The organism is Citrobacter portucalensis (genome assembly GCF_002042885.1).
Classification (GTDB): domain Bacteria; phylum Pseudomonadota; class Gammaproteobacteria; order Enterobacterales; family Enterobacteriaceae; genus Citrobacter; species Citrobacter portucalensis.
Genome location: NZ_MVFY01000005.1, coordinates 21,436 through 36,946 on the forward strand (window position 1 = coordinate 21,436; position 15,511 = coordinate 36,946).

The 15,511-nt window shown below is 52.3% G+C and carries 11 protein-coding genes; 3 read left to right on the plus strand and 8 right to left on the minus strand.

Annotated features, from left to right (window positions below; genetic code table 11):
* Nucleotides 1–39: 39 nt before the first annotated feature.
* Genes wzc through BZK40_RS08875 form a run of 3 tightly spaced genes read right to left on the minus strand, consistent with a single transcriptional unit; the run spans nucleotide 40 to nucleotide 3,793 of the window.
* Nucleotides 40–2,202, minus strand: coding sequence for a tyrosine-protein kinase Wzc (gene wzc / locus BZK40_RS08865; RefSeq protein ID WP_079934515.1), 2,163 nt, complete (start codon nucleotides 2,200–2,202; stop codon nucleotides 40–42).
* Nucleotides 2,199–2,648 carry a low molecular weight protein-tyrosine-phosphatase Wzb gene (gene wzb / locus BZK40_RS08870; RefSeq protein ID WP_032949610.1) on the minus strand — a complete coding sequence of 150 codons (450 nt, stop codon included), beginning with the start codon at nucleotides 2,646–2,648 and terminating at the stop codon, nucleotides 2,199–2,201. The genes wzc and wzb overlap by 4 nt, the downstream gene beginning before the upstream one ends.
* A 5-nt stretch (nucleotides 2,649–2,653) precedes the next feature.
* Nucleotides 2,654–3,793: a polysaccharide export protein gene (locus BZK40_RS08875; RefSeq protein ID WP_079934516.1), complete on the minus strand. Its 1,140-nt coding sequence runs from the start codon at nucleotides 3,791–3,793 to the stop codon at nucleotides 2,654–2,656.
* 655 nt (nucleotides 3,794–4,448) lie between these two features.
* Here BZK40_RS08875 and BZK40_RS08880 point away from each other — a divergent pair.
* Nucleotides 4,449–6,032: a TerC family protein gene (locus tag BZK40_RS08880; RefSeq protein WP_032943936.1), complete on the plus strand. Its 1,584-nt coding sequence runs from the start codon at nucleotides 4,449–4,451 to the stop codon at nucleotides 6,030–6,032.
* Nucleotides 6,033–6,076: 44 nt separating this feature from the next.
* Here the strand turns inward: BZK40_RS08880 and asmA are convergent, their stop codons facing one another.
* The 3 genes from asmA to udk form a co-directional block, all read right to left on the minus strand.
* Nucleotides 6,077–7,930, minus strand: a complete 1,854-nt coding sequence (gene asmA / locus BZK40_RS08885) for an outer membrane assembly protein AsmA (protein WP_079934517.1) — start codon at nucleotides 7,928–7,930, stop codon at nucleotides 6,077–6,079.
* 26 nt (nucleotides 7,931–7,956) lie between these two features.
* On the minus strand, nucleotides 7,957–8,538 hold the full coding sequence (gene dcd, locus BZK40_RS08890) for a dCTP deaminase (protein WP_003834269.1): 582 nt from the start codon (nucleotides 8,536–8,538) through the stop codon (nucleotides 7,957–7,959).
* 91 nt (nucleotides 8,539–8,629) lie between these two features.
* Nucleotides 8,630–9,271, minus strand: a complete 642-nt coding sequence (udk, locus tag BZK40_RS08895) for a uridine kinase (RefSeq protein ID WP_003036776.1) — start codon at nucleotides 9,269–9,271, stop codon at nucleotides 8,630–8,632.
* 315 nt (nucleotides 9,272–9,586) lie between these two features.
* Here udk and BZK40_RS08905 point away from each other — a divergent pair, with 315 nt between their 5' ends.
* Entirely contained in the window at nucleotides 9,587–12,916 is a 3,330-nt protein-coding gene (locus BZK40_RS08905; RefSeq protein ID WP_079934592.1) for a diguanylate cyclase, read from the plus strand.
* Here BZK40_RS08905 and alkA read toward each other — a convergent pair.
* A complete protein-coding gene (alkA, locus tag BZK40_RS08910) occupies nucleotides 12,884–13,753 on the minus strand; it encodes a DNA-3-methyladenine glycosylase 2 (RefSeq protein ID WP_079934518.1) in 870 nt (289 codons plus the stop codon). The two genes, BZK40_RS08905 and alkA, sit on opposite strands and share 33 nt — an antisense overlap.
* A 136-nt stretch (nucleotides 13,754–13,889) precedes the next feature.
* Here alkA and yegD point away from each other — a divergent pair, with 136 nt between their 5' ends.
* Complete coding sequence (gene yegD / locus BZK40_RS08915; RefSeq protein ID WP_020996657.1) at nucleotides 13,890–15,242, plus strand: molecular chaperone; 1,353 nt, start codon at nucleotides 13,890–13,892, stop codon at nucleotides 15,240–15,242.
* A 99-nt stretch (nucleotides 15,243–15,341) separates the two neighbouring features.
* Here the strand turns inward: yegD and BZK40_RS24415 are convergent, their stop codons facing one another.
* On the minus strand, nucleotides 15,342–15,401 hold the full coding sequence (locus BZK40_RS24415) for a type I toxin-antitoxin system Ibs family toxin (protein WP_106672390.1): 60 nt from the start codon (nucleotides 15,399–15,401) through the stop codon (nucleotides 15,342–15,344).
* Between the last annotated feature and the right edge of the window lie 110 nt (nucleotides 15,402–15,511).

Sequence of the window (15,511 nt, forward strand, 5' to 3'; positions counted from 1 at the left end):
GGATAAGGCGTTTTCGCCGCATCCGGCAGGGTTGGTGATTTATTTCGCATCCGACGTGTATTCGTATTCGTAGTAGCCGTAATCCTGATACCCGCTGGCACGGCGGAAGATCGAGTTGAGGATCACCCCTTTCACCTGAATGCCGTTTTGCTCGAAGCGACTCAGGCTGGTTTCCACCTCTTTCAGCGTGTTGACCGCATAACGCGCCACCATCAGCGTGGTGCCGACATGACGGCCAACAATCGCCGCGTCGGTCACCGCCAGAATTGGTGGGGTGTCAATCAGCACCAGGTCATAGTGCGAGCTGGCCCAGGCAATCAGTTCGCCGAAACGCTCGCTCATCAACAGCTCGGAAGGATTGGGAGGGACTTGACCGCGAGGGATCAGATCAAAATGCGGAATCGATGTCGGTTTGGCGCTGGATGAGATATCCCCCTTACCAATCAGGATCTCAGACAGGCCGTTGACGTTATTGGTCCCCAGCAGCTCGTGGGTATAGCCTTTACGCATATCGCAGTCGATCAACAGCACGCGTTTGTTGATCTGGCTGATGACTGCCGCCAGGTTGGCGCAGACAAACGTTTTACCAATCGACGGGCTGACGCCGGTCAGCATCAATACGTTGTTACGCGCCTGCATCATGGCAAAGTGCAGACTGGTACGCAGGCTGCGGACCGCTTCTATGGCGAGATCCGTTGGATTCCCCACGGCCAACAGCTGGCTTTGCTTGTAGCGTTTCACACCTTTAATGGTCTGAACGTTATCACGCGCTTTTTGCCATTCAGATAGCGGAATACTGGCATACACGCTGATACCATGCTCTTCCAGCGCCTGGGGGCTTTCAATACCGCGATTAAACAGAGAACGCAGCAGTACGCCCACCACAGAAAGCATCAAACCAAGAATGATACTGCCGAGAATAATCAGCGCCGTTTTCGGCTTCAGCACGCCAGGCTGGGCAATCGCGGGATCGACAATGCGCACATCGCCAACCGTACTGGCCTCGGTAATCTTCAGTTCCTGTTGCTTGTTCAGCAACTGCATATAGACCTGCTGACCGGACTCCACATCACGCGTCAGACGAACAATTTCCTGCTGCGTTTTCGGCATCGCCGTTACGCGCCCGTTCAGCTTACTTTTCTCATCTTCCAGCGCCTGGCGTTTTTCCAGCAGCGTGCGGTACGCCGGATGCGCTTTGGTGAAAAGCTTGGAAATCTCCGCTTCTTTAAAGGTCAGTTCATTCAGTTGCGCATCGATATTCACCATCGAATCCAGCACCGCTTTGGCTTCCAGCGGCAAATCCACGGAGTCTTTATCCTGACGAAAGGCGTTCAGCTTGTTTTCAGCAACGTCAAGCCGGTTACGTACCTCAGGCAGTTGCTTTGCCAGAAACGCCAGACTTTTGGCGGCCTCTTCGGATTTACGTTCCACGTTTTGTTGCAGATAGTTGCGGGTAATACTGTCGAGGATCTGGCGGATTTGCTCGCGGTCTTCGCCGGTAAACGTCAGGCTCAATACGCCGGTGTCTTTGCCCGTTTCCGTCACCATCAGGTTATTTTGCAGGGTGTTTATCATGCCCAGCGTGGAGAATTTGCTGACGGTAAATTGGCTCTCCGGGCTGGCATGAATCGCCTCAACCAGCATCGTCACGCCATCATGTTCCAACACCTTGCCGACTTGCCCCCGGGCGCTAAAACCCCCGTCACTCACCAGTTGATAGCTTTTGTCATTCAGCACATTGAGCGTGAAGGTCTGTTCATTCATTGCCTTTGGCAGCGTGAAGGTGGTCACATTAACCGTTTCGTTCTGGCGGCCCATCAGCCGGTCCCAGCCCGCGCCAAAAATAGGGAATGTATCTTTGGTAACGGCGATATCGAGGTTAAGATCGTCTACCGTTTTCCCTAATACCAGACGCGACTGGATAAGCTGAATTTCCGCTTCCGAGGCCGGAGGTTTGTTCGACAACGCCGAGCCAATATCCTGCACCAGTGAATTTCCGGTATTTTGCTCAATTTGCACCAGCGCGTCCGCACTGTAGATGGGTGTGGCGAACAGCGTGTAGACCGCGGCACACAATGCAAAGCCCGCGGTAATGCCAAGAACCCACCAGCGGGCTTCCACTACCGTTGCGACCAGACGACCAATATCGATTTCATCATTGCCCGTTACCGGCGCAGCAGACTGTTTAACTTTTTCTGTCATTGTTTTCCCTGCTCTGCGTTCAGTGCCTGAGCCCATTGGCGGGCAGACCGTTCAAGTAATGCGTACACCGCGTCAAACGCATCACGGCTTTTACGATACGGATCGGGAATTTCGCGCTCGCTGTCCCAGTGCCCAAAAAGCATCACTTTGCCGCGCATCTCCGGCACCATTTCACACAGGGCAGAGATATGGCGCTTTTCCATGGTCAGGATCAGGTCATACTCCCGGCACATTCGTCCCGAGATCTGCCGGGCACAATGATTATCCAGTGACAGGTTGTGCGCCTGCGCCACGCTAATAGCACACGGATCCGCGCCTTTCCCCACCAGCGCCCCAAGACCGGCTGAAGAGACCGTTAACGCCGGATGAAATTGCCTTAATAAGCGCTCTGCCGTCGGGGAACGACAAATGTTCCCCACACAAACAACTAAGATTTTGTTAAACATGATGATTACCAGTTGTGAAGGTCGCTGGCCGTGTCCGTCATATAGCGAACACCGCTAATAGTCGGCAGCAACTGATTGATCAAACGGTTCCAGCGAGCAACCGGCGCGGTAGTGACGTACACCACATCGTATGGCTGGAGTCGGAATGATGTTGTCATCACCAGCGACGTCGCATCGGACATATCAAGCTGATAGATATTGGCGATCTTGCCGTTGTTCCCGCCCTCGCCTTTCAATGGTCGAATAACGAAAATGCCGCTGGCGTTGGAGGTGGTCAGGTCAATACCTTCGGCATTGCCCAGCGCTTCGGTAAGCGTCATGCCGCTGAAGTCCATTTTGAGGGTGCTCTGTTTTTTCACTTCTCCCATTACGAAGACTTTCAGATCGTCATTACGCGGAACAAACAGAATGTCGCCGGGATAGAGCAGCCGGTTCTGGCTCAGGTCGCCATTTTGCATCAGCGCTTGCAGTGAAATACGTTGCTCCTGCCCTTTATGAGTCAGTACAACGTTGCGCCAGTCTGCTGCCTCGGTGAGACCGCCAGCGGCGTTAATGGCATCGAGAACGGTAAGCGGTACGTTGGTGATGGCCTGCTGGCCGGATTTGTTCACCTGCCCGGAGACATAGGCCTTCTGCGAGCGGAAAGCGGCGATATTAACGTCCACCTGCGGGTCAGCAATGTACTTCGCTAAGCGCCCGGTAATATCACTACGAATCTCTGCCAACGTTTTCCCTACCACGCTGACTTTGCCGATGTAGGGGTAAAACATGGTGCCATCAGGCTGCACCCAGTTGCCGGTATCGCTTGAGCTACGGTACTGCCCAGCTGGCGTGGTGAGTTCAGGATGGTCCCAGACGGTCACATTCAGGACATCCCCCGGGCCGACCCGGTACTGATATCCGGAAATCTCCTGGTCCAGCGACATATTTGGCTGGGCAACATTTGGTCGAGGACGTAATTGTTCGACCAGCCGTGGCGTGAGTGGATAAACATTCACCATGCGATCGATATCAAAATCAGCGTCCTGCTGTTTAATCACATCTTTGCCCATCGTAGACATATTGCTGCCCGGAAGCACGGTACAACCGTTTATCAAGATCACCGATACCAATACTGGCATCAATTTAAGTTTGGATTTCATCATTGATTATTTATCACTTTGGCAGAGTATTTATCACATGCAATCTAAATAGCGACTTCGCCTGTACGTATTTACCTTGCCGTTAATTGAAATGGAATTTAACTGGCATCAGTCCTAAAAAAAATGAATTCATCTGCGGTCTCTTGACAGAATAATTTAGGCTTGTTTCAGGCGACCAGACACGCTACCGCCCCTGGCTTCACTAGCTACCAATGCACTGATTAATTTAAATTTTTATCTTCTCCTTTATTTTCATCACATTTACAGCGTTAACGCATCGGGAATGGCGCCACTGATTGATGAGGAAATATTTATCTTTTGATTATTACCGCAAGAATTGTTGCAGCTATGCGAATATCAGGCAAGATAACAAACCGCCGATACCTGGCTTTTAAGATTAATATTAAGCGTCGGATTTATATATTTTTAGGATTTTATTGATATTGACAATATTGATATAAAAATATTCCACCTGCGATATTTCCTAAATATGTTTAGATTAATAAAATCATTTCCTGTAGTTACATTAAGGCTATTATCCTGCATCAGTTCTGATATAACCGACAGAGAAATCCCTTCTCGCCATTGCATTTTTCGCCAGTTTTACCCATGATCGAATTGTGACAATTGTCATACAACTATGGGTATAGCATTTACTATGGAATGGATTGCCGATCCGTCAATCTGGGCCGGACTGGTCACGTTAATCGTGATCGAACTTGTTCTTGGCATTGATAATCTTGTTTTTATTGCCATCCTCGCGGAGAAACTACCTCCTGCCCAGCGGGATAAGGCGCGTATTACAGGGCTACTGCTAGCAATGGTTATGCGCCTGCTGCTGCTGGCATCAATATCCTGGCTGGTAACGCTGACCACGCCGCTGTTCAGCATTCGCGATCTCAGCTTCAGCGCCCGCGATCTGATCATGCTGTTCGGTGGTTTCTTCCTACTGTTTAAAGCCACTATGGAGCTCAACGAACGGCTGGAAGGGAAAGACAGCGATAACCCCACCCAGCGTAAAGGCGCTAAGTTCTGGGGTGTGGTCGCGCAGATCGTGGTGCTGGACGCCATCTTCTCTCTGGATTCCGTCATTACCGCTGTTGGCATGGTCGATCACCTGGCGGTGATGATGGCGGCAGTCATTATTGCCATCAGCCTGATGTTGCTGGCCAGCAAGTCGCTGACGCGCTTTGTTAACAGCCATCCAACTATTGTTATTCTGTGTCTGAGCTTCCTGCTGATGATTGGTTTCAGTCTGGTGGCCGAAGGGTTTGGTTTCCATATCCCGAAAGGTTACCTGTACGCGGCCATCGGCTTCTCGGTCATGATCGAAGCATTGAACCAGTTGGCTATCTTTAACCGTCGTCGCTTCCTCTCAGCCAACCATACTCTGCGCCAGCGCACCGCCGAGGCGGTAATGCGGCTGCTGAGCGGGCAAAAAGAAGATGCCGAACTGGATGCCGAAACCGCAGCGATGCTGGCGGATCATCATGAAGGTCAGATTTTTGCGCCACAGGAGCGGCGGATGATTGAACGTGTGCTGAACTTCAATCAGCGTACCGTCAGCAGTATCATGACCTCGCGCCATGATATTGAACATATCGACCTCAATGCACCCGAAGCAGAAATCCGCGCCTTACTGGAAAAAAACCAGCATACGCGTCTGGTGGTCACTGGCGAAGACGAGCAGGAGGAACTGCTGGGCGTGGTGCATGTCATCGATTTACTGCAACAGTCTCTGCGCGGCGAACCGCTCGACCTGCGCGTCTTGATTCGCCAGCCGCTGGTGTTCCCGGAGACCTTGCCGCTGCTTCCGGCGCTTGAGCAGTTCCGTAATGCCCGCACGCACTTCGCGTTTGTAGCCGATGAATTTGGTTCCGTCGAAGGGATTGTGACGCTGAGTGATGTGATGGAAACCATCGCCGGCAATCTGCCAAACGAGGTAGAGGAAATCGACGCCCGTCATGATATTCAGAAAAACGCCGATGGTTCGTGGACCGCTAACGGACATATGCCACTGGAAGACCTGGTGCAGTACGTGCCTATCCCGTTAGACGATAAGCGTGAGTATCACACCATTGCCGGACTGTTAATGGAGTATTTGCAGCGCATCCCGAAAACCGGGGAGGAAGTCCAGGTTGGCGACTATCGGCTAAAAACCCTGCAGGTGGAAAATCATCGCGTGCAAAAGGTCCAGCTGATACCGCTACACAGTGAAGAAGAGATGGATTACGAGGTGTAAGTCACGAGCCGGATGGGGCATTAGCCACCATCCGGCAATATGAATCAGAGCTTATCCAGCAACTTTTTAACATCTTTGCCGTTGCGGGAATCTTTATTGCGATCTGCCCAGTCATTCAGACGACGTTTTGCTTCATCCTGCAGATGCTTACGCAAAAGCTGATCAACTTGCAGACTGTAGTTCAGTGATTGCCACTGGCCATAGACCCTGAGAGGAACCGGGGTGGCCTTCAGGAAACTAATCAACTTACTTTCGCCATCCCAACCGCCCAGCACGCGAATGTTAAACAGCGTGTCGCAATTCTGCTTCACCAGATCTAACGTTCCTTTGCCGGTTAGCGCCAACATCGCGGACTCCCCTGCCATGTTATCCAGCGTCACCTCACCGTTATCCAGACTCATATCGGTTACAAAATGATCCAACCGGGTCACGTTATCGAGGTTTTGCTGAGATTTAACATCCCCACCGCTGCGTTCTACAGCCTGTTGAATCATCTGCTGGAAGTTCATCCCTTCCATTCGCGTATCGTTCATTTCGACATGGGCCTGCCCTTGCCAGCTATGGCGAAACGCCTGGGCGTCAATATCTGAGCCGGAAAAATCTCCCGCCAGCGACAGCTTGCCGGTGAGTGCGATGGGGTAATCAAAGGCCTTCAAAATAGTGCCAATTTCCACACCTTCCAGGCGCGGATGAAAGACCGCTCGCGGTTCTCCCTTTCTGGCATCCAGCGTGCCGGGCAGTGAGATCAGCCCGCCATCACTTTTTCCCTGCAACTGCGCAATGTTCAGTAAGCCGAACTGGTTGTCTATTTTTGCCGAAACACTCTCAAACGCCATTTTCCGCCACAGCACTTTGTCAGCCTGCAAAGCGATGTCTGCCGAAAAACCCTTGAGTCCCTGATACGAAACGGCATCAACCTGGGAAGCAATGACGGGGCGCGCCAGCGTTGACTGACTCTGACCTTGCTGAACGTCACCTTTTGCTGTCGCCGCTGCGTCATGTTGTACGAGCAGGTTATCCAGATTGAGCTGACCAAATTTCAGGTCGACGGCCCATTCTGGTTTTTCCAACAAGGCCACATGTGCTTGCCCGGAGAACGAAGAGTCATTGGCGGTCAAATTTATCTGACTAAACGAAAGCTGTTTTTTCTCTTCCAGCCATTGTGTCTGAAGATGTCCCTGACCGTTGATCCCCTGGGGCGGCAAATCGGCCCCCTGCAATTGCCAGCTTAACTGCTCGATATTCGCAGATAAGTTGTGCGGATAATCGGAGGCATCGACCGTGCCGTTAAAGGATAACGCGAGATCGCGCTGATCGCGGTTCACACGCCCGGAAAAATCAAACGTGCCGCGGTGCTGGCTATCTTGTTCCATCTCCAGACGAATATCACGAACAGTAACTTGTTCATCGTCTTCATGCTGGAATACCAGAACACTGTCGGCAACCCGCAAACGGGCGATATCAAACGACCATCCTTTGTCTTCCGCCAGATCGGGCAACATATTGTCTTTTGGGGCAACAGGTGCATCTTTGCCTCGTACCGCCTCAGTTTGCGGGGTCAGTTGAATCACTGCGCCTTTGAGCATCACCTGCTTCACGCTGAGCTGGTGGCTCAACAGCGGCCATAACGCAACGTCAAGACGCATATTGTCGGCACGAACCAGAGGTTCGCTGGCACCTTCAGCCGTTAACACCACTCGCCCTGAGAGGATACTCAGTTGCGGCCATACGTGCCAACGCAGGGGGCCATCCAACTGCAGCTGATACCCGCTACGTGCGGCAACCTGCTTGACCATATACGCGCGGAAATCATTCGGATTCACCAACAGTACTAACGCAGAAAAGCCGGCCACCAGCACGACCAGAAGAATCATCAGCGTCGTCAGAAATCGTCTCATGCTATCCCCAATGGACTGATAAACACTCAGTCTTTATCGATCCGGCTGGCAACGGCGCCCTGCTGGTCGCGATACTTCGCATCCTGACGACGGTTGTATGGTCGCGCTGCCGGACCGGAAAGCGGTTCGAAACTTAGCGCACCAATCGGCATGCCCGGACGCAGAGCCAGCGGTAATTTTCCGGAGTTGTAAAACTCCAGTACGATACAGCCAGACCAGCCCGGATCGATACGGTGTGCGGTGACGTGTACCATCAGTCCCAGACGCGCCAGAGATGAACGGCCATCTAACCAACCGACGAGATCGGAAGGCAACGTCACGGATTCGAATGTTACTGCCAGCGCAAGCTCACCCGGATGCAAGAAGAATGCCTCGCCGTCCTTGAGGACGATTTCATCACTCATCACGCGATCCAGCGCGGCGCTGACTTCATCTTTCGGTCCGCTCAAATCGATATACGCCGCCGTATGACCGCGGAACGTACGGAATTTGTTGCCAAGACGCACATCTACCGTGGCGCCATTGATTCGCTCGACAGGAGGGCGTGGAGTGATCGACAGGCGACCTTCATCCAACCAGGCTTCAATATCTCGGTCACATAAACGCATGGCACTTTCTCCTTTCGTGCTTCAAACCCTTAATGCCAGGTGCGTTAAGGGTGAACCAGGTTATCACTGAACGGTACACAATTCGCTGAACTTATTCAAAGAACTGACTGATTTTAGCCTTCAGAATATCGATGGCGATGCGGTTTTTACCCCCGCGCGGCACAATGATGTCGGCGTATTGCTTTGAAGGCTCAATAAATTGCAGGAACATTGGACGGACGGTTTTCTGGTATTGCGCCATCACCGAATCCATTGAACGACCACGTTCATTCACATCGCGCTTAATACGGCGCATCAGACAAATATCCAGCGGCGTATCAACAAAAATAGAAAAGTTCATCTCATCGCGCAAACGCGCATCCGTCAGCAGCAAAATGCCTTCCAGGATAATGACTTTCTTCGGTTCGATATGAATAGTGTCTTGCGTACGCGTGTGCTCAACATAGCTATAAACCGGCAGCTCAATGGCAGAGCCGCGTTTCAGCGTTTGCAGATGTTGAAACAGCAGGCTGTGGTCCATCGCGTTCGGATGGTCGTAGTTGGTTTTTACACGTTCTTCCATCGACAGATGGCTTTGATCTTTGTAATAGCTGTCTTCGGGAATAACGCCAATATGTTCGTCACCGACTTGTTCACGCAATTCGCGATAAAGAGTACTGGCAATAAGGCTCTTGCCGGAAGCCGATGCGCCGGCAATGCCGATAATGACGCACTGATGGGACTGATCAGTCATAAATTTAGCGACCTGATTAACCTGGATGTAAGGAAGGGCGGCGCCGAAACGCCAAACGCGGCAATTATAGGGATTTCAGCGGCGCGATGCCACCCCAGGCTGCACCAATGCTGTCCCTGTCGCAAATTAAAATGGTCAGATTTAGAACAGCCGCTATATTTATTCACCTGCCTTAGGAATTAATAGCTTGGGAGTGTTAATTTATGAGCAGCTGGCGTATAAATTGTAAATTGTTTGTACTAGCATAATCCCAGATTAAATGTGATGCGTCCGGCATCTCTGCTGGGCGACAACGGCTATTTGGGTAGAGTGGTAATGAGTAAACAATCCCAACATGTTTTAGTTACCTTACCCCATCCTCTACTGCGCCTGGCCAGTTTAGGTCTGGTGGCTTTCATCTTTACGTTGTTTTCGCTGGAACTATCACGTTACGGCGCACAGCTTGCCCCTCTGTGGTTTCCAACCTCTATCATGATGGTGGCTTTTTACCGTCACGCGGGAAAGATGTGGCCAGGGATCGCGCTGGCTTGCTCATTCGGTAGCATCGGCGCCTCTTTACTTTTTTTCCCCGGACAGTCGCTTAATTTCTCCTATACGGTCATTAACATTATTGAGGCTGTTGTTGGCGCAATGTTATTGCGTAAACTGCTGCCCTGGTACAATCCCTTACAAAATTTGAATGACTGGGCGCGCCTGGCATTTGGTAGCGCGGTTGTTCCGCCACTGTTGGGCGGCATTTTGATGTGGTTGTTGCTGCCGAAGGACACGTCGTTAAATACCTTTCTCATTTGGGTACTGTCAGAATCCATTGGCGCACTGGCGTTGGTGCCGTTAGGTTTACTGTTTAAACCACATTACCTGTTGCGCCATCGCGACCCGCGATTATTGCTTGAGACCCTGATTACCCTGCTGGTGACCTTAACGCTCAGTTGGCTATCCATGATGTACATTCCATGGCCATTTACCTGCGTTATTGTCCTGCTGATGTGGAGCGCTGTCCGTCTGCCGCGTATGGAGGCGTTTTTAATATTCCTCAGCACCGTGATGATGGTTTCGCTGATGCTGGCTGCCGACCCTTCGCTGCTTTACACCCCGAAACCGAACATGATGACGGACATCCCCTGGTTGCCGTTTTTGATGATCCTGTTGCCAGCTAATATGATGACCATGGTGATGTACGCGTTTCGAGCCGAACGCAAGCACATTTCAGAAAGCGAGTCACGCTTTCGCAACGCCATGGAATATTCCGCGATTGGCATGGCGTTAGTCGGTACCGAGGGGCAATGGTTACAGGCCAATAAAGCCTTGTGTCAGTTTCTGGGCTATAGCCAGGAGGAGTTACGTTCACTGACCTTCCAGCAATTAACCTGGCCGGAAGATTTGAATAACGACATTGAACAGCTGAACATGCTGGCACGCGGAGAGATTAATAGCTATTCCATGGAAAAACGCTATTACACCCGTTCGGGCGACGTCGTCTGGGCGTTGCTGGCCGTTTCGTTGGTGCGTCATAGCGACAATACCCCACTCTATTTTATCGCGCAGGTTGAGGACATTAACGACCTGAAGCATACCGAGTGGATTAACAAACGGTTGATGGAGCGCATTACCCTCGCCAATGAAGCCGGGGGGATTGGGATTTGGGAATGGGAACTACAGCCTGACGTGATCAGCTGGGATAAACGGATGTTCGATCTCTACGAAGTTCCTGCGCATATCAAGCCCAGTTGGCAAGTCTGGTATGAGTGCGTGGTACCCGAAGATCGTGAGTACGCCGAAAATGTGATTCGTGATTCACTGGCCGCACGGGCTCCGTTTAAGCTTGAGTTTCGTATCGCGGTAAAAGATGGCATACGCCATATCCGTTCGTTGGCCAACCGGGTACTGAATAAAGACGGTGAAGTTGAACGCTTACTTGGTATCAATATGGATATGACCGAAGTCAAGCAGCTTAACGAAGCGCTGTTTCAGGAAAAAGAGCGCCTGCACATTACGCTGGATTCAATCGGCGAAGCGGTGATTTGTATTGATGTCGATATGAACGTGACCTTTATGAATCCGGTTGCTGAGAAAATGAGCGGCTGGCAGCAGGACAGTGCCATCGGCATTCCGCTATTGACGGTACTACATATTACTTTTGGCGAGAACGGTCCGCTGATGGAAAATATCTACAGTGCTGACATGTCGCGTACGGCAATCGAACAGGAAGTGGTCCTGCATTGTCGTAACGGCAACAGTTATGACATTCAGTACAGCATCACGCCCCTCAGCACCCTTGATGGCGGCAGCATTGGCTCGGTGTTGGTTATTCAGGACGTTACCGAGTCGCGGAAGATGCTCCGCCAGCTTAGCTACAGCGCCTCGCATGATGACCTGACCCAGTTGGCAAACCGCGTCAGCTTCGAAAATCATCTAAAACAGTTACTGCATACGGTTCACGACACGCACCAACAGCATGCTTTGGTTTTTATCGATCTCGATCGTTTTAAAGCCGTAAACGATAGCGCCGGTCACGCCGCAGGCGATGCCCTGCTACGCGAACTCTCTTCACTGATGCTCAGCATGCTGCGTTCCAGCGATATGCTGGCGCGTCTTGGCGGTGACGAGTTTGGTCTGTTGCTACCAGATTGTAATATCGAAAGCGCCCGCTTTATCTCAGGTCGCATGATCAGCGCCATCAACGATTACCACTTTATGTGGGAAGGCCGGTTACACCGCATTGGCGCCAGTGCGGGGATTACGCTCATTGATGAAAAAAATCATGTCGCCAGCGACGTCATGTCTCAAGCGGATATTGCCTGTTATGCGGCGAAAAACAGTGGGCGTGGACGCGTCTGCGTTTATGAACCGCAGCAAAGCCAGGGTCATGCCGCGCGTAGTCAACTGACATTGGATGAGCAAAGACACAGCATTTTGCACAACCCAATGCTGATGATCGCCAGGGGCGTGGCCTCCCCGCGTATACCGGAGACGTTCAGCTTTTGGCTCCTCTCGCTACGTTTAGGGACAGCTGAAGGGGAGATTATTGAAGAACACGCTTTCCGTGCCGGGCTGGTCGATCCTACATTGAATCAGGCGCTTGACCGCCGGGTATTTACCGAATTCTTCCAGAGTGCTGCACCGGCCGTCGCCAGTAAGGGACTCAGCATTGCCCTGCCCCTTTCCGCCGCCGGGCTGCTGAATACAGAACTTGTTGACGAGCTGCTGGGGCAACTGCAAAGAAGTCCGTTACCACCACGACTGCTGCACCTGACCGTTCCGTCTAACGTGATAAAAACAAACCCAACGCAGGCTATATCCACACTACATCGACTGCGTCAGTGCGGATGTCGAATTATTCTAAGTCATGTCGGTCGCGATTTAGATCTTTTTGACAACCTGAAATATCACATGGTTGATTACCTGCTGCTCGACAGCGAGCTAAGCGCCAGCGTCCACGGTAACTTGATTGACGAAATGTGGGTGTCCATTATCCAGGGCCATGCTCAGCGTCTGGACATTAAAACCATCGCCGGCCCGGTGCAGTTGCCGCTGATCATGGATGCGCTTTCTGGCATCGGGATTGATATGATTTATGGCGATATCATTGCCGACGCCCAACCGCTGGACCTGTTACTGAATACCAGTAATTTCGCCATCAACTGACGGCTGCCAGCCATCCGTATACCAGATATGTAATAACGCATAGGAGCGCCAGGGTTTCCAGCGCTCTGCATACCGTCGGATCTGGGCCGGTGTCATGCCGGGAAAACGCTGCTTAATCAGATAATCATCCGGCAGAAAAACATCTTTCGCCTGCCAACCACGAAGCGCGAAATAGTTGGCGGTCCAGCGCCCTATCCCGGGAAACGTTTGTAGCTGCTTAACGCCTTGTTCGATATCGGCAGGGGCTGTTGTCGCGAGCGTTCCTTCAAGGGTTGCATGAGCCAGGTGAATCAACGCTTCAGCGCGTTTGAGCGGCATTCCTAACGCTTTCAGGTGCAGCGGATCGGCATTGGCAAGCGCTTCCGGCGTAGGAAAACACACATACTCGGGCGCATCCTCCAGCGCTTCCCCGTAAGCGTGCGCCACTTTCGCCGTCAGTTTCGCGGCCATCAATACGCTGACTAACTGCCCTAAAATCGCCCGCACCCCTTGCTCAAACGCATCGACACTGCCCGGCAGGCGCAGTCCCGGACGCGCCGCACCGAGGCTACCCAACGCGCCGATAATTTGCTGCGGGCAACAGCCAAGATCGAACAAGCGCGTTATTTTTGCCAGGCACTCGGAAGCTACCGGCTGTAACCCTGTGCTCAATGTCACGTGTAGCACGTTGGCGTGCAGATCCGGGACAACGCGCACCAGACCACGATGCTCCCCTACGGACAGGCTTCTGACATAGCTCAGTTCCTCTACGGTTTCGACACCTTCAACCGCACGGGCGGCAAGAAATCCCAGCATCCAGGGCCAGTCATAAGGCGGTTGCCAGCTCAGCGTGAACATTTAGTTTTCCTTTTTACGCAAACCTAAAGCATAAACGGTATTCAATCAGTACGCCTTGCTTTCATATTCCAGTTGTCGGGGCGTCAACTATTCGTTAAAGTCACGCCCCTTCTTCACTGGCATGGGGATTTTTACGGTGTTTATTGGTTTTGACTACGGTACGGCAAACTGTTCAGTGGCCGTTATGCGTGATGGGCAGCCTCACCTGCTCAAAATGGAAAATAACAGCACGTTGCTACCCTCAATGTTGTGCGCACCAACGCGCGAAGCGGTTAGCGAGTGGCTGTATCGCCATCACGACATCCCAACTACGGACGATGAAACGCAGGCGCTGCTTCGCCGTGCGATGCGCTACAACCGCGAAGAAGACATCGACGTTAACGCCAACAGCGTGCAGTTCGGTCTGGCATCGCTGGGTCAGTATATTGAAGACCCGGAAGAGGTGTACTTCGTTAAATCGCCAAAATCATTTTTGGGTGCCAGCGGTCTGAAGCCGCAGCAGGTTGCGCTGTTTGAAGATCTGGTCTGTGCAATGATGCTGCACATTCGCAACCAGGCGCAAAGCCAACTGCCGGAAGCTATCACTCAGGCCGTGATTGGTCGGCCCATCAACTTCCAGGGATTAGGTGGCGATGACGCCAACACCCAGGCGCAGGGTATTCTTGAACGTGCGGCCAAACGCGCCGGTTTTCAGGATGTCGTCTTCCAGTACGAGCCGGTAGCGGCGGGACTGGATTACGAAGCGACGCTGCAGGAAGAAAAACGCGTGTTGGTGGTGGATATTGGCGGGGGTACGACCGACTGTTCACTGCTGCTGATGGGGCCGCAATGGCATCAGCGTGCCGATCGCGAAAACAGCCTGCTGGGACACAGTGGCTGCCGCGTAGGCGGGAACGATCTGGATATCGCGCTGGCGTTTAAACACCTGATGCCACTGCTAGGTATGGGCGGTGAGACAGAAAAAGGTATCGCCTTACCGATTCTCCCGTGGTGGAACGCGGTCGCAATCAACGACGTTCCCGCGCAAAGTGATTTCTATAGCAGCGCCAACGGTCGACTGCTCAACGATCTTGTCCGCGACGCGAGAGAAGCCGATAAAGTCGCTCTGCTGCTTAAAGTCTGGCGCGAGCGTCTGAGCTATCGCCTGGTGCGCAGTGCAGAAGAGAGCAAAATCGCACTCTCCGACCAGACGATTGTAACGGCGGCGATACCGTTTATCAGCGACACGCTGGCAACCGATATCAGTCAACACGGACTGGAAGCTGCGCTCAATCAGCCCCTGGCGCGTATTCTCGAGCAGGTCCAGCTGGCGCTGGACAACGCACAGGAAAAACCAGACGTGATTTATCTGACCGGCGGCAGCGCGCGTTCGCCGCTGATTAAAAAAGCCCTCGCCCAGCAGCTTCCCGGGATCCCTATCGCGGGTGGCGATGACTTCGGTTCTGTCACCGCCGGACTGGCCCGCTGGGCTGACGTTGTTTTCCGCTAAGCCGCTCGCATGCTGAAAAGTGTGCGTATTGACATCATCCTTGCTGTGGCTTATTTTCAGGAGTGAGGGTTAGGGAAGGTTTCCCCTCCCCCTGGTGTCTTAGTAAGCCGGTAAGCTAATGACTAAGAGTATCACCAGTATGATGACGTACTTCATCATAACCCTTTCCTTATTTTGGCCCCTTCCTCGGGAGGGGCTTTCCCGTTCCAGCGTCCCGCTGAAATCTCTGGCTTTCCTCCTTTTTGCCTTGTCAGCACTCTATCGCACAA